At 63.5% G+C, this 20,161-nt stretch carries 16 protein-coding genes; 11 read left to right on the top strand and 5 right to left on the bottom strand.

Annotated elements, in window-relative coordinates:
• Positions 1 to 20 precede the first annotated feature (20 nt).
• The 5 genes from ACM6JM_RS26030 to ACM6JM_RS26010 all read left to right on the top strand — a co-directional run bounded on the left by ACM6JM_RS26030 (position 21) and on the right by ACM6JM_RS26010 (position 3,990).
• Entirely contained in the window at positions 21 to 614 is a 594-nt protein-coding gene (locus ACM6JM_RS26030) for a DUF2796 domain-containing protein (protein WP_414882745.1), read from the top strand.
• A gap of 14 nt (positions 615 to 628) precedes the next feature.
• On the top strand, positions 629 to 1,339 hold the full coding sequence (locus tag ACM6JM_RS26025) for an ABC transporter ATP-binding protein (protein ID WP_085668100.1): 711 nt from the start codon (positions 629 to 631) through the stop codon (positions 1,337 to 1,339).
• 1 nt (position 1,340) lies between these two features.
• Entirely contained in the window at positions 1,341 to 2,606 is a 1,266-nt protein-coding gene (locus ACM6JM_RS26020) for an ABC transporter permease (protein ID WP_414882744.1), read from the top strand.
• A gap of 11 nt (positions 2,607 to 2,617) precedes the next feature.
• Entirely contained in the window at positions 2,618 to 3,136 is a 519-nt protein-coding gene (locus tag ACM6JM_RS26015) for a DUF3299 domain-containing protein (protein ID WP_103385524.1), read from the top strand.
• 155 nt (positions 3,137 to 3,291) lie between these two features.
• The gene (locus tag ACM6JM_RS26010; protein WP_039771940.1) at positions 3,292 to 3,990 is read left to right on the top strand and encodes an OmpW/AlkL family protein; all 699 of its coding nucleotides are present in this window, start codon (positions 3,292 to 3,294) and stop codon (positions 3,988 to 3,990) included.
• Positions 3,991 to 4,167: 177 nt separating this feature from the next.
• On the opposite strand, the gene ACM6JM_RS26005 is transcribed toward ACM6JM_RS26010, so the two are convergent.
• Positions 4,168 to 5,097 carry an NAD-dependent epimerase/dehydratase family protein gene (locus ACM6JM_RS26005; RefSeq protein ID WP_103385510.1) on the bottom strand — a complete coding sequence of 310 codons (930 nt, stop codon included), beginning with the start codon at positions 5,095 to 5,097 and terminating at the stop codon, positions 4,168 to 4,170.
• Positions 5,090 to 5,974, bottom strand: a complete 885-nt coding sequence (locus ACM6JM_RS26000) for a sugar nucleotide-binding protein (RefSeq protein ID WP_039771944.1) — start codon at positions 5,972 to 5,974, stop codon at positions 5,090 to 5,092. Before ACM6JM_RS26000 ends, ACM6JM_RS26005 begins: the two co-directional genes overlap by 8 nt.
• A 179-nt stretch (positions 5,975 to 6,153) precedes the next feature.
• Here ACM6JM_RS26000 and ACM6JM_RS25995 point away from each other — a divergent pair, with 179 nt between their 5' ends.
• Complete coding sequence (locus ACM6JM_RS25995) at positions 6,154 to 10,449, top strand: DEAD/DEAH box helicase (protein WP_103385511.1); 4,296 nt, start codon at positions 6,154 to 6,156, stop codon at positions 10,447 to 10,449.
• Here ACM6JM_RS25995 and ACM6JM_RS25990 read toward each other — a convergent pair.
• Positions 10,443 to 12,548, bottom strand: a complete 2,106-nt coding sequence (locus tag ACM6JM_RS25990; protein WP_103385512.1) for a mechanosensitive ion channel family protein — start codon at positions 12,546 to 12,548, stop codon at positions 10,443 to 10,445. The genes ACM6JM_RS25995 and ACM6JM_RS25990 overlap by 7 nt on opposite strands.
• Before the next feature lie 331 nt (positions 12,549 to 12,879).
• Between ACM6JM_RS25990 and ACM6JM_RS25985 the strand changes: the two genes are divergently transcribed.
• The 5 genes from ACM6JM_RS25985 to ACM6JM_RS25965 all read left to right on the top strand — a co-directional run bounded on the left by ACM6JM_RS25985 (position 12,880) and on the right by ACM6JM_RS25965 (position 18,194).
• Positions 12,880 to 14,091: an MFS transporter gene (locus ACM6JM_RS25985; protein WP_103385513.1), complete on the top strand. Its 1,212-nt coding sequence runs from the start codon at positions 12,880 to 12,882 to the stop codon at positions 14,089 to 14,091.
• Between the two features lie 101 nt (positions 14,092 to 14,192).
• Positions 14,193 to 15,119 carry a DUF72 domain-containing protein gene (locus tag ACM6JM_RS25980; RefSeq protein WP_039771950.1) on the top strand — a complete coding sequence of 309 codons (927 nt, stop codon included), beginning with the start codon at positions 14,193 to 14,195 and terminating at the stop codon, positions 15,117 to 15,119.
• Entirely contained in the window at positions 15,116 to 15,913 is a 798-nt protein-coding gene (locus ACM6JM_RS25975; RefSeq protein WP_039771952.1) for an endonuclease/exonuclease/phosphatase family protein, read from the top strand. The genes ACM6JM_RS25980 and ACM6JM_RS25975 overlap by 4 nt, the downstream gene beginning before the upstream one ends.
• Positions 15,910 to 17,196 carry a cardiolipin synthase ClsB gene (gene clsB, locus ACM6JM_RS25970; protein WP_103385514.1) on the top strand — a complete coding sequence of 429 codons (1,287 nt, stop codon included), beginning with the start codon at positions 15,910 to 15,912 and terminating at the stop codon, positions 17,194 to 17,196. Before ACM6JM_RS25975 ends, clsB begins: the two co-directional genes overlap by 4 nt.
• Positions 17,193 to 18,194, top strand: coding sequence for a lysylphosphatidylglycerol synthase domain-containing protein (locus tag ACM6JM_RS25965; protein ID WP_103385515.1), 1,002 nt, complete (start codon positions 17,193 to 17,195; stop codon positions 18,192 to 18,194). Before clsB ends, ACM6JM_RS25965 begins: the two co-directional genes overlap by 4 nt.
• Here ACM6JM_RS25965 and ACM6JM_RS25960 read toward each other — a convergent pair.
• On the bottom strand, positions 18,182 to 18,940 hold the full coding sequence (locus ACM6JM_RS25960; protein ID WP_007955615.1) for an alpha/beta hydrolase family protein: 759 nt from the start codon (positions 18,938 to 18,940) through the stop codon (positions 18,182 to 18,184). The genes ACM6JM_RS25965 and ACM6JM_RS25960 overlap by 13 nt on opposite strands.
• Positions 18,930 to 20,036 carry a DUF3182 family protein gene (locus tag ACM6JM_RS25955; RefSeq protein ID WP_103385516.1) on the bottom strand — a complete coding sequence of 369 codons (1,107 nt, stop codon included), beginning with the start codon at positions 20,034 to 20,036 and terminating at the stop codon, positions 18,930 to 18,932. The genes ACM6JM_RS25960 and ACM6JM_RS25955 overlap by 11 nt, the downstream gene beginning before the upstream one ends.
• Positions 20,037 to 20,161: the final 125 nt, after the last annotated feature.

Below are 20,161 nucleotides of genomic sequence, written 5' to 3'. Positions count from 1 at the left end.
TTTACTTCCCGGAGACCATCATGCGTCGTCTGCTGCTCGCTTTGCCGTTTGCCCTGTTGCCGCTGGCCATCGCCCAGGCTGCCGATGAACATGATCACGACCATGAGCACGGCAGCCTCGGTGCCCACGAACATGGCGTCGGTCGCCTGAACGCCGCGCTGGACGGCCAGACCCTGGAACTGGAGCTGGAAAGCCCGGCAATGAACCTAGTCGGTTTTGAGCACGTCGCCACCAGCGATGCCGACAAGGCCAAGGTCGCAGCCGCCCGCGCGCAACTGGAAAAACCGCAGGCGCTGTTCAGTCTGCCGGCCGCCGCCGGTTGCAAAGTCACCAGTCAGGAGCTGGAAAGCCCGCTGTTCGGCGACAAGCCGGATGCCGACGACCACGACGAAGAGGAGGCCGGCAAGGACGGTCACGAGCATCATCACGACCACAGCGAAATCCACGCCCACTACCAGTTCAGCTGCGCGGCACCAGGTGCGTTGAAAACCCTGGATCTGGCGAACCTGTTCACTACCTTCCCGGCCACCCAGAAAATTCAGGTACAACTGATCGGCCCGAGCGGCCAGCAAGGCACGGAAGTGACGGCCAAGGCCGCCGCCCTGAAGTTCTGACACGAAACGGCGCCATGACCCAAGCACTCATCGAACTGTCCGACCTGAGCTTCAACTGGCCCGGTCACCCGCCGCTGCTGGACATCCCGGCGTTTCGTCTGGAGGCCGGCGAAACCCTGTTCCTCAAGGGACCCAGCGGCAGCGGCAAGACCACCCTGCTCGGCCTGCTCGGCGGGGTGCAGAAACCCGGTCGCGGCAGCATTCGCCTGCTCGGCCAGGAGCTGACCGAACTGGGTGCCGGCGCCCGTGATCGCTTTCGGGTCGACCACACCGGCTACATTTTCCAGCAGTTCAACCTGTTGCCCTTTCTCTCGGTGCGCGAGAACGTCGAGCTGCCGTGCCACTTTTCGAAGCTGCGGGCCGAGCGAGCGAAACAGCGTCACGGCAGCGTTGATCAGGCCGCCGCCACCCTGCTCGCCCACCTGGGTTTGAAGGACGAAAGCCTCCTGAGTCGCCGCGCCGATTCGCTGTCGATCGGTCAGCAGCAACGGGTCGCCGCTGCCCGCGCCTTGATCGGGCAACCGGAACTGGTGATCGCCGACGAACCGACCTCGGCACTGGATTACGACGCCCGGGAAAACTTCATTCGTCTGCTGTTCGCCGAATGCCGCGAAGCCGGGTCGAGCCTGTTGTTCGTCAGCCACGACCAGAGCCTGGCGCCGCTGTTCGACCGTCACCTGTCCCTGGCCGAACTCAATCGCGCCGCCACGTCTGCCGAGGTCTGAGATGTATCTGTTCCGTCTGGCCATGGCCAGCCTCGCCAACCGGCGTTTCACCGCCCTGCTCACTGCTTTCGCCATTGCCCTTTCCGTCTGCCTGCTGCTGGCCGTGGAACGGGTGCGCACTGAAGCCAAGGCCAGTTTCGCCAGCACCATCAGCGGCACTGACCTGATCGTCGGCGCCCGTTCCGGTTCGGTGAACCTGTTGCTGTACTCGGTATTCCGCATCGGCAACGCCACCAACAACATCCGCTGGGACAGCTTCGAACACTTCGCCAGCAACCCGAAGGTGAAGTGGGCGATCCCGATGTCCCTCGGCGATTCCCATCGCGGCTACCGGGTGATGGGCACCACCGAAGCGTATTTCGAGCATTACCAGTACGGGCGTCAGCAACATCTGCAACTGACGGATGGCCGCGCCTTCGCCACCGATCCGTTCGAAGTGGTGCTCGGTGCCGAAGTGGCCGAAGCGCTGCATTACAAGCTCGGCGACAAACTGGTACTGGCCCACGGCGTGGCGGCGATCAGTCTGGTCAAGCACGACGACAAACCGTTCACCGTGGTCGGCATTCTCAAGCGCACCGGCACCCCGGTGGACCGCACGCTGCACATCAGCCTCGGCGGCATGGAGGCGATCCACATTGACTGGCACAACGGCGTGCCGGCCCGTGGCAACGGGCGAATCAGCGCCGATCAGGCACGCAACATGGACCTGACGCCGCAAGCCATCACCGCGTTCATGCTCGGCCTCAACAGCAAGATCTCGACCTTCGCCCTGCAACGGGAGATCAACGAGTTCCGTGGCGAGCCGATGCTGGCGATTCTGCCGGGCGTGGCCTTGCAGGAGTTGTGGAGCCTGATGAGCACCGCTGAAAAAGCGTTGTTCGTGGTCTCGCTGTTCGTGGTGCTGACCGGGCTGATCGGCATGCTCACGGCGATTCTCACCAGCCTCAACGAGCGTCGCCGCGAAATGGCGATCCTGCGTTCGGTGGGCGCGCGACCGTGGCACATCGCAAGCCTGCTGGTGCTGGAAGCGTTCGCTCTGGCGCTGACCGGGGTGATCGCCGGACTGGCGTTGCTGTACGTCGGCATCGCTGCGGCACAGGGTTATGTGCAGGCCAATTACGGTCTGTATCTGCCGCTGGCCTGGCCAAGCGAGTATGAATGGACGCTGCTCGGTGGCATTCTGGCGGCCGCGCTGCTGATGGGCAGCGTGCCGGCCTGGCGCGCGTATCGCCAATCTCTGGCCGACGGCCTGTCGATCCGTTTATGAGGATGTTCACCATGCCCCGCGCCGTGCTTGCGCTGCTGTTGCTGGTCGCCCTGCCCGTGTGGGCGGCGGCGCCGAAAGACCTGACCTGGTCGGAGATGATCCCGCCGGACGCAGCGCCCGAAGTGCCGAACATGACGCCGCTGCATGACCTGTCGAAGATGGGCGATGCGCTGCCCGCCGAGTCCGCGCCGGCCGCCAAACAGGACATGCCCAACGCCCCCGTGGTGCAAAGCCTCGACGGCCAGAACATCCGCCTGCCGGGCTACATCGTGCCGCTGGAAGTGAGCGAAGAGGGCCGCACCACGGACTTCCTGCTGGTGCCGTATTTCGGCGCCTGCATCCACGTGCCGCCACCGCCATCGAACCAGATCGTGCACGTGAAAAGCGAACTCGGCGTGAAGCTCGACGAACTGTATCAGCCGTACTGGGTGGAAGGGCCGTTGCAGGTCAAGCAGTCCACCAGCGAACTGGCCGATGCCGGGTATCAGATGGAAGCTGACAAGATTTATGTGTACGAACTGCCGGAGTAAATCTGCTGGTTCTTTATTGCTTGTCAGCGATGAGGCCATGAAAGTTCCACAAAAATCCGGGGCATCACTGTTTCATTGAGCTGAGTCAAAAGACCGTATCAGACGGATTCGTACCATAGGACATCAAACATTTTTAACGTCCTTTGGGAGCTTCCATGAACAAGTCCTTGCTCAGCGCCTCGCTGTTTGCCCTCGCGCTCGCAGCCCCGCTCGCCCACGCCCACGAAGCCGGCGACATCATCGTTCGTGCCGGTGCGATCACCGTCAACCCGAAGGCCGACAGCTCCAGCGTCAAGGTCGATCAGGGTCCGCTGAGCGGCACCAACCTGGGCGGCAAGGCGACCATGAGCAGCGACACCCAACTGGGCCTGAACTTCGCCTACATGCTGACCAACAACATCGGTATCGAGCTGTTGGCCGCCTCGCCGTTCGAACATGACGTGAAGCTCAAGGGCACTGCCCTGCCAGCCGCCAACGGCAAACTCGGCACCCTCAAACACCTGCCGCCGACCCTGAGCGTCGTCTACTACCCGCTGGACGCGAAGTCGGCCTTCCAGCCGTACATCGGCGGCGGCATCAACTACACCTGGATCTACGACGAGCACGTCGGCAGCGAAGCCCAGTCCAACGGTTTCAGCAACTTCAAGGCGAAAAACTCCTGGGGCCTGGCCTGGCAGGTCGGCGCCGACTACATGCTGACCGACAACATCATGCTCAACGCCCAGGTGCGCTACATCGACATCGATACCCGCGCCACCGTCGAGAACAACGCCGTGGCCCCGGGCACCCGTGCACGGGTGAATGTGGACGTTGATCCCTTCATCTACATGGTTGGTCTAGGCTACAAGTTCTAAAGAACGTTCACGTGGTGGTGAATGAGGCTTGGTGGCGGGCAGCTCAGAACTGACGGCGATGTTTCGCAATCGACCGGGGAGCAAGCTCCCTCGCTACAGGAAACCGGTTTGAAACCCGAATTCCGGCCGTGAAAAAGGCGCCTGTCAAAAGGCGCCTTTTTCATGTCCGGGAGAAACTCAGCGGCCGAGCAGACGGGCCAGGCCGACGCTCATCGGCGTTGGCGTCGGGCACTTGAATCGCTCCAGCAGCCGGCGGTTGTTCGCCCGCGAATGACGGATGTCACCGGAGCGCGCCGGACCGTAGCTGACGGGCGGCAACTCGCCGACCACCGCTTCGAGCGCGGCCAGCATCTGCTTGAGGTTGGTCGCCTGATTCCAGCCGACGTTCACCGCACCGACGTCCACTTGCGGCGTCTCGATCGCCTGCACCAGCACATCGACCAGGTCTTCGACGTACATGAAATCCCGGGTCTGCTCGCCATCGCCGAACACGGTGATCGGCAGGCCTTTCTGCGCGCGTTCGCTGAAGATGCTGATCACCCCGGAGTACGGCGAGGACGGATCCTGGCGCGGGCCGAAGATGTTGAAGAAACGGAAGATCGCCGGTTCCAGACCGTGCTGGCGGCGGTAGAAATCGAAGTACTGCTCGCCGGCCAGTTTGTCCGACGCGTAAGGCGTCAACGGTGCCTTGGGCGTGTCTTCGTCAATCGACTCGCCTTCGCCATTGTTGCCGTAGACGGCCGCGCTGGAAGCATACAGCACGCGTTTGACGCCGGCCTCGCGCATGGCTTCGCAGACGTTCAGCGTGCCGATGAAATTGCTCTGGTGGGTTTTCACCGGATCGTCCACCGATGCCTGCACCGAAGCGACGGCGGCGAGGTGTGCGACCGCGCTGCAACCCTGCATTGCCTGTGCGACCAATGCGGCATCGGCCACATCGCCGACGATCAGTTCGACCCTGGGATTATCCAGCGGCAGATTGCTGCGCTTGCCGGTCGACAGGTCATCGAGGATCCGCACCGAATGGCCCTTGGCAAGCAGCGCGTCAGTCAGGTGCGAGCCGATGAAACCGGCACCGCCGGTGATGAGAACAGGGCCTTCAGCCATGACGATAAAACCTATCCAGTAAGCCCGGGAGTGCGGCACGCCAGGCGCGCGGCTTGATCCCGAAGGTGTGCAGAATTTTCTTGCAGGCGAGCACCGCGTGTTGCGGTTCTTCGGCGGCATCCGGCCGCGCGGCGTGGGCCTGGGCGGTCGGCGCTTCGATGGCCAGCGGGTGCAGGCTGCGCGCTTCGGAGAGAATCGCCTGGCCCAGCGCCAGCGGCGTGGTCGCCTCGTGGCCGGCGTAGTGGTATGTGCCCCACAGCGGCGCGGCGCAATCGAGTTGTTTGAGCACCGAAATGATCACCCGTGCCGCATCATCGACCGGCGTCGGGTTGCCGCGCCGGTCGTCTGCCAGGAGTAATTCATCCGGTTGCTCGGCACGGGCCAGGAAGCGTCCGAGGATCCCTTCCGGGCTGTCGTCGAGCAGCCAGCCAAAGCGCAGCAGCACATGTTGCGGGCAAGTGGCGCGGACGCTCTGTTCGATCCGCCACAACGCCTGACCGCGCAGGCCCAATGGCACCGGTTCGTCCTTTTCGCTGTAGGCGGTGGCGCGGGAGCCGTCGAACACTCGATAACTGGACGGCTGCACCAGCACGATGTTGTGGTGCTGGCACAGTTCGGCCAGGCGTTCGATGGCGCGTTCCTGCCCGGCCAGACGGCTTTCACTGACGACCTCGGCCTGGAACCAGTCGAAATAGTAGGCAAGGTTGATCAATGCATCGGGACGGGTGTCGTCGAGCAATTGGGTCAGGCTCGCGGCATCCCAGCCGTCTTCGGGCGGGCGGGGGGCGAGGAAACCGATGTCTTCCTCCGCACCGAGGCGAATCAGCGCCTGCCCAAGGGCATTTCCGCCGCCCAGTAACATAAGGCGCATTCGCATAGAGTCAGCAGGCCCAGTCTGATTGGAACGATGGCTTTGGCGACGATGCTTTGTGACACCGTCGTCGATAATTGCCGGAATCGTTGCATTTTGCGGGTTTAGTGCGCAACCGTCACCCGTAAAGTGTAGATCCCGAGCGGTACTTGCAACTTCGCCCACCCACCCGCATAACTGGAGCCATGAATCTGCCCCTTCCCACGGACGCGGCGCTGGCAGGCTTTCACCCCGCCGTCAGCGCCTGGTTCAGCAGCACCTTCCCGACGGTAACCGCCGCCCAGGCCCGCGCATGGCCGTTGATCCGCCAGCGCCGTTCGACGCTGATCGCCGCGCCCACCGGTTCCGGCAAGACCCTCACCGCGTTCCTTGCCGTGCTCGACGAACTGGTCCACCGCGGCCTGGAAACGCCTGACGGCCTGCCGGACGAAACCCTGGTGGTCTACGTTTCGCCGCTCAAGGCACTGTCCAACGACATACGCATCAATCTGCAGAACCCGCTGGCCGGGATTACCGAGCAGTTACGCCAGATGGACCTGCCGGCGCTGGAAATCACCACCGCCGTGCGCACCGGCGACACCCCGCAGAAAGACCGCGCCGCCATGCGCAAGAGCGCGCCGCACATTCTGGTGACCACCCCGGAATCGCTCTACGTGCTGCTCGGCTCCGAGTCCGGGCGCAAAATGCTCGGCACCACGCGCACGGTGATCGTCGATGAAATCCACGCCATCGCCGCCGGCAAACGCGGCAGTCACCTGGCCTTGAGTCTCGAACGCTTGCAGGCGCTGTGTCCTGAACCGCTGACCCGCATCGGCCTGTCGGCCACGCAAAAACCGATCGATGCGGTGGCGCGGTTTCTGGTAGGCCATGGGCGCCCGTGCGAAATCATCGACATCGGCCACGCGCGCCCACGGGATCTGGGCATCGAAGTGCCGCCGGTGCCGCTGACGGCGGTGATGGCCAACGACGTCTGGGAACTGGTCTACGACCGCCTCGCGGCACTGGCCCGTGAACACCGCACCACGCTGATTTTCGTCAACACCCGACGTCTGGCCGAGCGCCTGAGTCGACACCTCAGCGAACGCCTCGGAAAAGACGCGGTGGCGGCGCACCACGGCAGTCTGGCCAAGGAGTTTCGCCTCGACGCCGAACAACGGCTCAAGCGTGGCGAGCTGCAAGTGCTGATCGCCACCGCATCGCTGGAGCTGGGCATCGATATCGGCGAAGTCGACCTCGTCTGCCAGATCGCTTCACCGCGCTCGATTGCCGGTTTTCTGCAACGGGTCGGCCGCTCCGGGCACCAGGTCGGCGGCACGCCCAAGGGGCGCCTGTTCGCCACCACCCGCGACGACCTGATCGAATGCGCTGCCCTGCTCGACTGCGTGCGCCGGGGTGAACTCGATACGCTGCACATACCCGAAGCGCCGCTGGATGTGCTGGCGCAGCAGATCATCGCCGAGGTCAGTTGCCAGGAATGGGCCGAAGACGATTTGCTCGCGCTGTTCCGCCGGGCCGAGCCCTACGCCCGCCTCGACGAAAAACATTATCAGGCGCTGCTGGGCATGCTCGCCGAAGGCTACAACGGCCGTCAGGGCATCCGCAGCGCCTACCTGCACCGCGACGCCGTGAGCCGAACCCTGCGCGGACGACGCGGCGCACGGCTGACCGCAGTCACCAGCGGCGGCACCATCCCCGACAATGCCGACTACAGCGTCTTGCTCGAACCCCAAGGGCTGAACATCGGCAGCGTCAACGAAGACTTCGCCGTGGAAAGCATTGCCGGCGACGTGTTCCAGCTCGGCAACGCCTCTTATCGGATCCTGCGGGTGGACTCCGGCAAGGTGCGGGTCGAAGACGCCCAGGGCCTGCCGCCGACCATTCCGTTCTGGCTCGGTGAGGCGCCGGGACGCAGCGATGAACTGTCGGCGGCCGTGGCGCGCCTGCACGCGCAGCTGGATCAACTGCTCAGCGCCAGCCCCGGCAACCTGCAACCGGCGCTCGATTGGCTGACCGACACCCTCGGCCTGAACCTGGCCAGCGCCGAACAACTGGTGGATTACCTGGCCCGCGCCCGCCTCGCCCTCGGCGCCTTGCCGTCGCGGGACACGCTGCTGATGGAGCGGTTTTTCGACGAGTCCGGCGGCACCCAGCTGATCATTCACTCGCCGTTCGGCAGTCGTATCAACCGCGCCTGGGGCCTGGCCCTGCGCAAGCGTTTCTGCCGCACCTTCAACTTCGAATTGCAGGCCGCCGCCAGCGAAGACGCGATCGTGCTGTCGCTGTCCACCAGCCACAGTTTCGAACTCGATGAAGTCTGGCGTTATCTGCACAGCAACAGCGCCGAGCACATCCTGATTCAAGCGGTGCTGGATGCGCCTCTGTTCGGTGTGCGCTGGCGCTGGAATGCCGGCGTGGCGCTGGCCTTGCCGCGCTACACCGGCGGGCGCAAGGTCGCGCCGCAATTGCAGCGGATGAAAAGCGAAGACCTGATCGCCAGCGTGTTTCCCGATCAGATCGCCTGCCTGGAAAACCTCGCCGGTGAACGGGAAATTCCCGAGCATCCGCTGGTGGAACAGACCCTCGACGATTGCCTGCACGAAGCGATGGACAGCGAAGGCTGGCTCGAACTGCTGCGGCGCATGGAGCGCGGCGAAGTGCGCCTGATCGCCCGCGACCTGCCGGCGCCCTCGCCGTTGGCGGCGGAAATCCTCAGCGCCCGCCCCTACACCTTTCTCGACGATGCGCCGCTGGAAGAGCGGCGCACCCAGGCCGTGCTCAACCGCCGCTGGAGCGACCCGCAATCCACCGATGACCTCGGCGCGCTGGACGCTGACGCAATCAACGCCGTGCGCGAAGAAGCGTGGCCAACGCCGAACAGCGCCGATGAAATGCATGAAGCGCTGATGAGCCTGGCCTGCATCAGCGACGGCGAAGTCGAGGCCAATCCGCAATGGCGCGAGTGGCTGAATGCTTTGGCCGAAACCGGGCGAGCCTGCCGATTGCAGATCGATCCCGAGCACTCACTGTGGCTGGCGAGAGAACGCCTGACCTGTCTGCAGGCGCTTTATCCACAGGCGCATTCTGAACTGGCCGCGTTGCCCGGTTTCGACGAAGCATGGACCGCCGATGAGGCACTGATCGAAGTGATCCGCGCGCGGCTCGGCGCATTCGGTCCGCAACCGCTGGTGGCGATTGCCGAGCCGCTGGCCCTGATGCCGGCCGCTGTTCATCAAGCCCTCGCTCATCTGGAGCGTGAAGGTTATGTACTGCGCGGCCGCTTCACGCCGGGATCGACCGTTGAAGAATGGTGCGAACGGCATCTGCTGGCGCGCATTCACCGCTACACCGTCAAGCGTCTGCGCCGGGAAATCGAGCCGGTGGCGTTGCAGGATTTCATGCGGTTTCTGTTCGACTGGCAGCATGTGTCCCCGTCCACCCGTGGTCAGGGCAACGCCGTATTGCCGGTGATTGTCGGCCAATTCGAAGGCTACCCGGCCGCCGCTTCGGCCTGGGACAGCGACATTCTTCCGGCGCGGCTCAAGGATTACTCACCGAGCTGGCTGGATGATCTGTGCCGCAGCGGCAAACTGGTATGGACGCGCCTCAGCGCCCGGCAAAACAGCAGTGGCACGGCATTGCGCAGCACGCCGATCGTGTTGCTGCCGCGCACTCAGGTCGGCTTGTGGAGTGCACTGGCCGAACAGACGCCGGTCAGTGAACTCTCGCCCAAGACCCGCAAAGTTTTCGACGCACTAAGTCAGCACGGCGCGCTGTTTTTCGATGAACTGATTCATGAAGCGCACCTGCTACGCACCGAGCTGGAAATCGCCTTGCAGGAACTGGTCGGCGCCGGGCTGGTGAATGCCGACAGCTTTGCCGGATTGCGGGCGCTGATCACCCCGGCGAGCAAGCGCCAGCAGCGCAGCAGTCGGCGCGGGCGCGGGGCGCTTGTCGGTGGCATGGACGATGCCGGGCGCTGGGCGTTATTGCGTCGCGGGCCGGTTGTGGAAAACCGACAAACAGCGTCGCCCGAAACACTTGAACATGTCGCCGTGACCTTGTTGCGTCGCTACGGCGTGGTGTTCTGGCGCCTGCTGGAACGCGAAGCCGATTGGTTGCCGAGCTGGCGCGAACTGCTGCGCACATTCCATCGCCTGGAAGCCCGGGGCGAGATTCGTGGCGGGCGTTTTGTCAGCGGTCTGGCCGGCGAGCAATTCGCCCTGCCCGAGGCGATTCCGTTGCTGCGCGAAGTCCGCCGTCGCCCCCATGACGGCAGCCTGATCGCGGTGTGCGGCGTCGATCCGCTGAACCTCGCCGGCACCTTGTTGCCGGGGGCGAAAGTGCCGGCACTGGCGAGCAATCGGTTGGTGTATCGCGACGGATTGCCGGTCGCTGCCGAGGTCGCGGGCAAGCCGCAATTCTGGGTGGAACTGGACTCCGCCGCCATGAGCGAAATCCGCAACAGGCTCACCCGTCACTGAGTGCGCGCCTGCTCCGGCAACACCACCGACGAATGCGCCGGCGCCACCTCTTCTTCCTGGCGCTTGGGCAGCAAAACCTGCTGTGGATAAGTCTGGGCGAAATGCACCCACGGGCTGTTATCCACAAGCTTTTTCAGACGCTGATTGAACGCGCGGCTCACCGCATACTGCCCGCCCGACACCGTGCGGAATTGCGCGGTCAGCACCACGCCGTTCAGGTCCATCCTGTCCACCCCGAACACATCCAGCGGCCCTTGCAGGTTGTACTTGAGGAACGGGTCTTCGCGAATCGAATCCCCCGCCTCGCGGATCAGCTCAATGGCCTTGTCGACATCAGTGTCATAGGTGAACTGCACCGAGAAAAAGGCGAACGCAAACTGCCGCGATTGGTTGGTCACGGCCTTGATCTGGCCAAACGGCACCGAATGCACGAAGCCCTTGCCATCGCGCAGGCGCAGGGTGCGAATGGTCAGGCCTTCGACCGTGCCGGCATGCCCGGAATCGAGCACCACCCAGTCGCCGATCGACAGGGTGTCTTCAATGATGATGAACAGCCCGGTGATCACGTCCTGCACCAGTTGCTGCGAGCCGAAACCGATGGCCAGGCCGACCACCCCGGCACCGGCCAGCAGCGGTGCGACGTTGATCCCGAGATTGGCCATGGTGGTGATCGCGCAGATCACCACCAGGATGATTTTGATCGCATTGCGCAGCAGCGGCAGGATGGTTTTCACCCGGGTGCTGGGCTGGCGCGCCGAGCGTTTGCTGACCGGTGGTTTGAGTGCTTCCTGAATCGCCGTGTCGAGCACCACCCACAACAGCCACGTCACGAGGAAGATCAGGCCGATGCTGCTCAGCGCATTGCTGATCGCCCGACCGACCGTGCTGCTTTGCGCGAAGTCGAGCAGCGACACCCCCCAGATCCGCCCGAGAATATCGATGAACGCAATCGCAATGACGATCCGCAGCAAGGCGTGCAACAGGCTGAGAAAGCGTTCCTTGTAGGCACTGCTGCGCTGGATCGCCTCGGCCCTGCGCGACTTGAAAAGATGTTGAAGAATCGTGCTGAGAAACACCGTGCCGATCAGCAGCACCGTGGTGAACAACGCGCAGCGCAAGGCTTTCTGATTATCTTCGCCGATGCCGATCAGATTGACCGCCGAGACCAGCACCATCAGCACGATCGGCCAGTACCAGAGCCCGGAAAAAATCCGCAGCGACTCCTGCATCGACGGTTGCTTCAGGCGCTGGGCCAGCGGGCGATTGCGGATCAGGTGCGCCACCGGCCGACGCAGGCGAATCACCAGCAGGCCGAAGATGATCGACGCCAGCAGACCGGTGAACACCGCAATGCTGCTGGTGATGTTGCCGCCCAGTTGCCGGGCGATCTGCGGGCTGGTCAGGGCGTCACTCAACGCGGCGAGAAAGCCGATCAGGAACAGCGGTTTCGGGCAGTAGTCGCGGATGATCTGCACGGCGCGGCGCTTGTGGCCGACATTGAACATCACCACCACGCACAACAGCATCGACGTGGAAAATATCCCGCTGCTGGTGGCGTAGGCAAAACACAGCGCCAGCGCTCGCCCCACCGAGGCCGACAGAAAATGGCTGACGTACAGGGTCAGCGGCAGGCAGATCAGCGCGGGCAGCGTGTAGGGCAACAGGTAACCGAGCAGGTCCTGACTGCGCTGGCGGGTGCGCAGCCAGCGCCCTTCCCGCAGACGCTTGCCCAGCACGCTGCCGAGCACCGTCAACACGGCAAACGTGCCCAGCCACACGCCGGACAGCATCAGGAAATCCCCCGCCACGCTCCAGCCCGAGCGGTTCGAAGGTTGATTGACCAGCCTGTCGACTTCATCCGCCGCCCGATCGGCGCGCAGGCGCCAGGCGTCGACCAGATGCTCGTTGAGGTCGAGCTTGTCCTGCACGTCGTCGATGCTGGAACTGATGGCGCCGAGCAGTCCGCCCTGCACGATGGGCTCCGGTTTGGCCGGCTCTTCACTGGCCGCCGCAACGCCCGGCAGGCTGGCGGCTTGCACTGCATGGCCGCCGAACAACAGCAATGCCCCCAATAGAATCGCGATCCTGAACCTGGTCAAAACGCAGAGCTCCCTTGGTTGAACCTGTAAGGAACTGATCGGTTTTGGCCCGGCAAGTTCGGTTTTGATCGTTCCCACGCCCACGCCCCCTCACTGATCGTTCCCACGCTCTGCGTGGGAATGCAGCCAGAGACGCTCCGCGTCTCGAAGAGCGGACGCAGAGCGTCCACGGAGGCATTCCCACGCAGAGCGTGGGAACGATCACCTTGCGATCACCTCAAGGGGCTGATATTTGCGTCGCACGCAAATATCAAATGCCCATCCCTGTATTTTTCCACCCCCACCAAACCCCGACACTGCGCTCCATTCAATCCTCAACCGGAGTGCCGTCATGCCCATTGCCCTGCTCGCGCTGACCCTCAGCGCTTTCGCCATCGGGACGACCGAGTTCGTCATCGTTGGCCTGCTTCCCACCATCGGCGCCGATCTCGGCGTCAGCCTGCCGTCCGCCGGTCTGCTGGTCAGTCTGTATGCCCTCGGCGTAGCCATCGGTGCGCCGGTGCTGACCGCCCTCACCGGCAAGGTCCCGCGCAAACTGTTGCTGCTGTCGCTGATGGTGCTGTTCACCCTCGGCAACCTGCTGGCCTGGCTGGCGCCGAGTTATGAATCGCTGGTGCTGGCGCGGATCGTCACGGGTCTGGCCCATGGCGTGTTCTTTTCGATCGGCTCGACCATCGCCACCAGCCTGGTGCCCAAGGAGAAAGCCGCCAGTGCGATTGCGATCATGTTCACCGGCCTGACCGTGGCGCTGGTCACCGGCGTGCCGCTGGGCACGTTCATCGGTCAGCATTTCGGCTGGCGTGAAACCTTCCTCGCCGTGTCGGCACTCGGCGTAATCGCATTCATCGGCAGCCTGCTGTACGTGCCGAACAACATTGCCCACAGCAAACCGGCGACGCTGTTGCAGCAATTGCAGGTGCTCAAGCAACCACGCCTGTTGCTGGTGTACGCCATGACCGCCATTGGCTACGGCGGCTCGTTCATCGCCTTCACGTTCCTGGCGCCGATCCTCCAGGACATCTCCGGTTTCAGCGCCGGCACCGTCAGCCTGGTGTTGCTGGTGTACGGCGTGTCGGTGGCGGTCGGCAACCTCTGGGGCGGCAAACTGGCGGACAAACGCGGGCCGATCAGCGCACTGAAAATCATCTTCGCCCTGCTCGCCGCCGTGCTGTTCGTGCTCACCTTCACCGCCGCCAACCCGTGGCTGGCACTGGCCACCGTGCTGGTCTGGGGCGCGGTCGCCTTCGGCAACGTGCCGGGCTTGCAGGTGTACGTGGTGCGTCAGGCTGAACATCACACACCGCACGCCGTGGATGTAGCATCGGGGCTGAACATTGCCGCGTTCAACCTCGGGATTGCCGGCGGTGCGTGGGGTGGTGGTTTGATCGTCGAGCACATCGGCCTGATTCACACCGCGTGGATCGGCGGCCTGGTGGTGCTGGTGGCACTGGCCCTGACGGCCTGGAGCGGTCGCCTCGATCGCCTGGGCCCGGTATACGCCGAACCCGCCGAAGGCTCGGCCCGGATCGTCACCGGGCACTGATCAAGCCAGCCCGACCGTCCGTAATCCCGTCGAAACTTTCCGCGACCGCCCGCAGTCATCCACAGACAGAGGCCGTATGGGGACTTTCGACGGGAGGCGGCATGGCTACGATTCACATCGGTATTTCAGGCTGGCGTTACGCCCCGTGGCGCGGGGACTTTTACCCGAAGGGGCTGGCGCAGAAACGCGAATTGCAGTTCGCCTCACGGGCGGTCAACAGCATCGAAATCAACGGATCGTTCTATGCCCTGCAACGGCCGGAACGCTACGCCCAGTGGTACGCCGAAACGCCGGACGATTTCGTGTTCAGCATCAAGGCACCCCGTTTCATCACCCACATCCGCCGTCTGCGCGATATCGAAAAACCCCTGGCCAATTTCTTCGCCTCCGGGGTGCTGGAACTGAAGGAAAAACTCGGGCCGGTCCTTTGGCAATTCCCGCCCAACTTCACTTTCGACCCCGAGCGTTTCGAAGCCTTTCTCGACCAGTTGCCCCACGACACCCAGGCCGCTGCCGCCCTCGCCCGTCAGCACGACTCACACCTGCACGGCCACGCGAGCCTGAAGGCCTACGGCAAAAAAACGCTGCGCCATGCCGTGGAAATCCGCAACGACAGTTTCATCGATCCCGACTTCGTGCGCCTGCTCAAGCGCTACAACACTGCGCTGGTGATCGCCGACACCGCCGGGAAATGGCCGTACCGCGAAGACCTGACCAGCGATTTCGTCTACCTGCGCCTGCACGGTGCCGAAGAGCTCTATGCCAGCGGTTACACCCGCGCCGCGCTGCAACGCTGGGCCGAACGGATCGACGCCTGGCACCACGGCAGGCAACCGCGCGACGCCCATTTGATCGCGCCGCGCCTGAAGCCTCGGGCCCGTAAATCCCGCGAGGTTTTCTGCTACTTCGACAACGACATCAAGGTTCGCGCGCCTTTCGATGCCCGCAGCCTGTTGCAGCGTTTCGATCTGGATAAAAACCTTGAAACCGTGCCCGGTGAGCCAGCCGCCGAAGGGGTACTCGCATGAGCATTCCCGAGCCGCTCGGCTTCACCGACGAGCAGTCCACGGTCATCACCACCGAGCGCCGTTTCACTGTGCTGACGGTAAACACCCACAAGGGTTTCACCGCCCTGAACCGGCGCTTCATCCTGCCGGAATTGCGCGAAGCGGTGCGCAGCGTGTCCGCCGACGTGGTGTTTCTTCAGGAAGTCCACGGCACCCACGAACATCATCCCAAGCGCTACAACAATTGGCCGACGATGCCGCAGTACGAATTTCTCGCCGACAGTCTCTGGCCGCAGTTCGCCTACGGCCGCAACGCCGTGTACCCGGAGGGCGATCATGGCAATGCGGTGCTGTCGAAATTCCAGATCGTGCGCCATGACAACCTCGACGTGTCGATCAGCGGCCACGAAAACCGCGGGCTGCTGCATTGCGTGCTGCGCCTGCCGGGAGACGACCGTGAGGTGCACGCGATCTGCGTCCATCTGGGCCTGCGCGAAAGCCATCGCAACGATCAGTTGGCTCTGCTGAAAAAGCGCCTGGCCGAACTGCCTGAGGATGCGCCGGTGATCGTCGCCGGCGATTTCAACGACTGGCGCCAGCGCGCCGATGCCTTGCTTGAACCCTGTGGCCTGCGTGAAGTGTTTGCGGCGCATCACGGCAAACCGGCGCGCAGTTTTCCGGCCCGCATGCCGTTGCTGCGCCTGGACCGGATCTACGTGCGCAACCTCAAAGCCAGCCAGCCCAAAGTGCTGGCGAACCGTCCCTGGTCACACCTTTCCGACCACGCACCGCTATCGGTGGAGATTGAACTATGAGCAGTGCACCGTTGGAGAAATCCGCCGTAGAGCCGGTCAGCATCAACCCACCCGTGCGCCAGCCCGGCACCGTCGATGTCGAGTATCGCTGGCAGGGTAACAACCGCGTCGAGTTGCTGGAAAACGGCGAAGAGTATTTCCCCCGGGTCTTCGAAGCGATGCGCGCAGCAAAAAGCGAAATCCTGCTGGAGACCTTCATCGTCTTCGAAGACAAGGTCGGGAAAGAGTTGCAGGAAATTCTGATCGATGCCGCCCGCCGTGGCGTGCGCACCACCGTCAGCCTCGACGGCTTCGGTTGCGGCGAATTGAGCACCGGTTATCTGGCCGCGCTGAGCGAAGCCGGCGTCCACCTGCAGATCTTCGATCCGGCCCCCAAGCATCTGGGTATTCGCACCAACTGGTTCCGCCGTTTGCACCGCAAGATTGTGGTGGTCGACGGGCTGGTTGCGTTCATCGGCGGGATCAATTTTTCCGGCGATCATCTGGCCGATTTCGGTCCCGAAGCGAAGCAGGATTACTCGGTGGAAATTCAGGGCCCCGCGGTGGCCGACATCCATCATTTCGCCCTGCTGCAAAGCGGCCGTCCGGGACGGGCGAGGTTCTGGTGGCAACGCCGTCGACAGCGGCGCGCCGAGATGGCATTCGATGATCACGACGGTCAGGTGCGTCTGGTGTTCCGCGACAACGATCGCCACCCCACCGATATCGAAGATGTCTATTTGCAGGTACTGCGCCGCGCCCAACGGCGGGTGGTGATTGCCAACGCCTACTTCTTTCCCGGCTATCGCCTGCTGCGCGAAATCCGTAACGCTGCCCGGCGCGGGGTCGAGGTGCGGCTGATTCTGCAGGGGCAGCCGGACATGCTGGTGGCCAAGCTCGCCGCGCGCATGACCTACGACTACCTGCTCAAGGCCGGGGTGCAGATTCACGAATATTGCGAGCGGCCGCTGCACGGCAAAGTCGCACTGGTGGACGAGGAATGGAGCACCGTCGGCTCGAGCAATCTCGACCCGCTGAGCCTGTCGCTGAACCTGGAAGCCAACGTGCTGATCCGCGACCGCGCCTTCAATCGCCACCTGTTCGAACGCCTCGAAGACCTCAGCCACAACCACTGCAAGGCGATGGACGCCACGAAATCGCCACGCGGACGGATCTGGCACATGACCGTGGGCTTTCTGGTGTTTCACTTCCTGCGGCATTTTCCGGCCATGGCCGGTTGGCTGCCGGCGCACAAGCCACGACTCAAACCCTTTTCCCATGCCGCCGGGAGCGATCCTTCATGAGCCATTCCGAAGCCCACGCAGCCGTGCATCCGGCACCGGCGAGCAAGTCCCGCTGGAGTCGCTGGAAACGTCCGCTGACCCTGTTGTTCTTTCTGGCGCTGATCGTTTTGCTGACGATGTTCGCCAGTCGCATCGAATGGGCCGAAGTGCTGCAAACCCTCGCCGACTTCAAGGTGCGCACGCTGATCATCGCCTCCAGCCTGACCTTGCTGAGCTTTCTGGTGTACGCCAGTTTCGACCTGATCGGCCGCACCTACATTCGTCAGGACCTGACGTGGAAACAGATCCTGCCGGTGGGCGTCATCAGCTATGCGTTCAACCTCAACCTCAGCGCGTGGGTCGGCGGGATCGCCATGCGTTATCGGTTGTACTCGCGGCTCGGGGTGAGCAAAAGCAACATCGCCAAGATCCTCGGCCTGAGCCTGGCGACCAACTGGTTCGGCTACATGACCATCGCCGGCGTGGTGTTCGCCAGCGGGCTGGTGCGCATGCCACCGGGCTGGAAAGTCAGCAGCGGCGCGTTGCAGGGCATTGGCGTGTTGCTGCTGTTGGTCAGTGTCGGTTATCTGGTTGCCTGCCAGTTTTCCCGGCGTCGCGAGTGGTCGATTCGCGGGGTGGAAATCAACCTGCCATCGCTGCGCATGGCGGTTCTGCAATTGCTGCTCGGGGCGCTCAACTGGTCGTTGATGGCGGCGGTGATTTTCACCTTGCTGCCGAGCAAGCTCGACTATCCGCTGGTGCTCGGGGTGCTGCTGATCAGTGCGATTGCCGGGGTCATCACCCACATTCCCGCCGGGCTGGGCGTGCTGGAGGCAGTGTTCGTGGCGCTGCTGCAACACGAGGCCTCACGCGGCAGTCTGGTGGCGGGGCTGCTGGCGTATCGGGCGATTTATTTCCTGCTGCCGCTGCTGATCACCGTGCTGATGTACCTGGTGGTGGAAGCCAAGGCCAAGGCGTTGCGGATCGAGAAGAAACCCAAATCTGATCAGCGGGACTGAATGATGCTCAACCGCTCACCCACCACCATCTCGGTGATCCAGTCGACCAGGATTGAGGTGTAGGCCTGCTGAGAGGTCGGATCGCTCAGGGCATGGTCGGCGCCGTCGATGATGCGGTGGGTCAGCGAGTGGGTCTGCTGGCACGCGGCGCGGTAACTCATGATGGTCGCGTGGGGCACGTAGTCATCGGTTTCCGACTGCACCAGCAGCACGTCCCCGGTGAATTGCGAGCAGGCGTGCAAGGCGCGGTTGCTGTCGGCGCGCACCAGGGTGCCGCGATAGTCGCGCAGGTCGGCCTTGTCCAGATCGCGTTTGGGCGTGTGCCATTGCTCGTCGCGATACAGCGCCGGCACCCGCAGCGCCAGCCAGCGCACCGGGCGCAGCGAGGTGAGGATCGAGGCGAGATAACCGCCATAGCTGGTGCCGACCACCGCGATGGCCGAGGTGTCCAGCGCCGGATGGGCGAGCAGCCGATCGTAGGCCGCCAGCAAGTCACGCAGGTTGTCTTCACGGGTGACCCGGCTCAGCGGAATGCCGGTGCCGCCGGTGTGCCCGCGCAGGTCGAACGTCAGGCACACGCAACCCAGGCCGGCGATGCCTTTGGCCCGTTCCAGATCCCGCTCCTGACTGCCGCCCCAGCCGTGCACGAACAACACACCGGGGACTTTCGATTTGGGACTGAGAAACGTCCCGCTCATCTGTTCATCATCAATGTCGATTTGAATGCTTTCGCTTCTAGCCGTCATAGGATTTGACCGTTACGTATTTGAGGAGAAAGTCGCTGTTCTCTGCCGGCCCGCGATACACCTCGATGGCATCCGCCGGCAGGTCCTGATCGGTATAGGTTTCCACCGACGACACGCGGATCGCGCGCATCGAGGGATCGTTGACGAAACTTTGCAGCGCCGCCACTTCCGCGCTGCTGGCGCCGCCCATGCGCCAGGACTGCTCGAGCACGCCACTGCGCGGCCGGCCTTCGCTGTCCAGGCCCTGGGCGATGTCGTAATTGCGCCGCGAGGCATAGAAACGCGGATAAGCTTCGTCCGCCGCCCGGTCGAACACCTGCGCCTGCTGAATGGCCAGACGCACGTCGTCGGGCAGATCCAGCGTCAGCAGATCCTCGTAACCGCCCTGCACCACCAGCAGGTTCGAGCCGCCGTACACCTCTTCACCGTGGGCGTCCTTGGTCAAGTATTGATCACCGCAGTAACTCAGCACCCGGTCGCCGATGAACGACTGACCAACGCTGTGGGTAACCACCTGACTCAAATCCTGCTCCAGCACCACGCCATCACTGAACAATGCTTCAGCCTCGGGTCGGGCGAGGATTTCGTCGAACGCATCGAGACTCTTGATCACTTCCTGACCCCGCCCGGCACAGGCGTGGATGGGCTTGATCCGGATCGGGCCGCTGTACAACAGATGTTCGGCGGCGGGCCGTGCATCCTCCAGCGCAAAAACACTGAGCCCGTCCAGCACCACGGTGCGCACCCGCTCGGAAAACAATGGCGACCAGCCTTGCGGCGCATGGGCCTGATGGCTGAGCAAACCGTGGCTGATGGCTTTGGTGCAGATGAAATCGTGCTCGACAAAACCGCCCCACAAATCGTCCGGGCCGCTCACGCCCAGTTCGCGGGCCGCAGCGCCAACGAGGGTCTGGGTCGGCAGCAGATAAATATCCCGGCCGCGATGTTTTTCAGCGTCGTAACTGCCGCCGAACTTGAGGCCGAGGATCTGCGCCAGCCATCGCGCGAGGGCCTTGTTGGTCTGCACTTCATGTTGTGGTGCGCCGGGCCGGACCGAATGGGCGACGACCACTTTCCTGCGGGATGTCGGGGTCATGCGTCCCCCTCCAACGGCGGGTTGAATGTAGGTCAGAGGGTGCAGAGATCAGGCCAACCGGGGCTCGCCTGAAACACTCTGAAAATCAGCCACTTGAAAAACCCGTACTGGCACCGCGCCCGTTT

The organism is Pseudomonas sp. IT-P2 (assembly GCF_949767575.1).
Classification (GTDB): Bacteria; Pseudomonadota; Gammaproteobacteria; order Pseudomonadales; family Pseudomonadaceae; genus Aquipseudomonas; species Aquipseudomonas pharyngis.
Note: the sequence above shows the minus strand (reverse complement) of the source record. Positions and strands in the feature narration are given on the sequence as shown.

What these genes read in the sequence shown, in the direction of transcription:
- ACM6JM_RS26030 (WP_414882745.1), top strand. Translation starts at nt 21, where the DNA reads ATGCGTCGTCTGCTGCTCGCTTTGCCGTTTGCCCTGTTGCCGCTGGCC.
- ACM6JM_RS26025 (WP_085668100.1), top strand. Translation starts at nt 629, where the DNA reads ATGACCCAAGCACTCATCGAACTGTCCGACCTGAGCTTCAACTGGCCC.
- ACM6JM_RS26020 (WP_414882744.1), top strand. Translation starts at nt 1,341, where the DNA reads ATGTATCTGTTCCGTCTGGCCATGGCCAGCCTCGCCAACCGGCGTTTC.
- ACM6JM_RS26015 (WP_103385524.1), top strand. Translation starts at nt 2,618, where the DNA reads ATGCCCCGCGCCGTGCTTGCGCTGCTGTTGCTGGTCGCCCTGCCCGTG.
- ACM6JM_RS26010 (WP_039771940.1), top strand. Translation starts at nt 3,292, where the DNA reads ATGAACAAGTCCTTGCTCAGCGCCTCGCTGTTTGCCCTCGCGCTCGCA.
- ACM6JM_RS26005 (WP_103385510.1), bottom strand. Translation starts at nt 5,097, where the DNA reads ATGGCTGAAGGCCCTGTTCTCATCACCGGCGGTGCCGGTTTCATCGGC.
- ACM6JM_RS26000 (WP_039771944.1), bottom strand. Translation starts at nt 5,974, where the DNA reads ATGCGAATGCGCCTTATGTTACTGGGCGGCGGAAATGCCCTTGGGCAG.
- ACM6JM_RS25995 (WP_103385511.1), top strand. Translation starts at nt 6,154, where the DNA reads ATGAATCTGCCCCTTCCCACGGACGCGGCGCTGGCAGGCTTTCACCCC.
- ACM6JM_RS25985 (WP_103385513.1), top strand. Translation starts at nt 12,880, where the DNA reads ATGCCCATTGCCCTGCTCGCGCTGACCCTCAGCGCTTTCGCCATCGGG.
- ACM6JM_RS25980 (WP_039771950.1), top strand. Translation starts at nt 14,193, where the DNA reads ATGGCTACGATTCACATCGGTATTTCAGGCTGGCGTTACGCCCCGTGG.
- ACM6JM_RS25975 (WP_039771952.1), top strand. Translation starts at nt 15,116, where the DNA reads ATGAGCATTCCCGAGCCGCTCGGCTTCACCGACGAGCAGTCCACGGTC.
- clsB (WP_103385514.1), top strand. Translation starts at nt 15,910, where the DNA reads ATGAGCAGTGCACCGTTGGAGAAATCCGCCGTAGAGCCGGTCAGCATC.
- ACM6JM_RS25965 (WP_103385515.1), top strand. Translation starts at nt 17,193, where the DNA reads ATGAGCCATTCCGAAGCCCACGCAGCCGTGCATCCGGCACCGGCGAGC.
- ACM6JM_RS25960 (WP_007955615.1), bottom strand. Translation starts at nt 18,940, where the DNA reads ATGACGGCTAGAAGCGAAAGCATTCAAATCGACATTGATGATGAACAG.
- ACM6JM_RS25955 (WP_103385516.1), bottom strand. Translation starts at nt 20,036, where the DNA reads ATGACCCCGACATCCCGCAGGAAAGTGGTCGTCGCCCATTCGGTCCGG.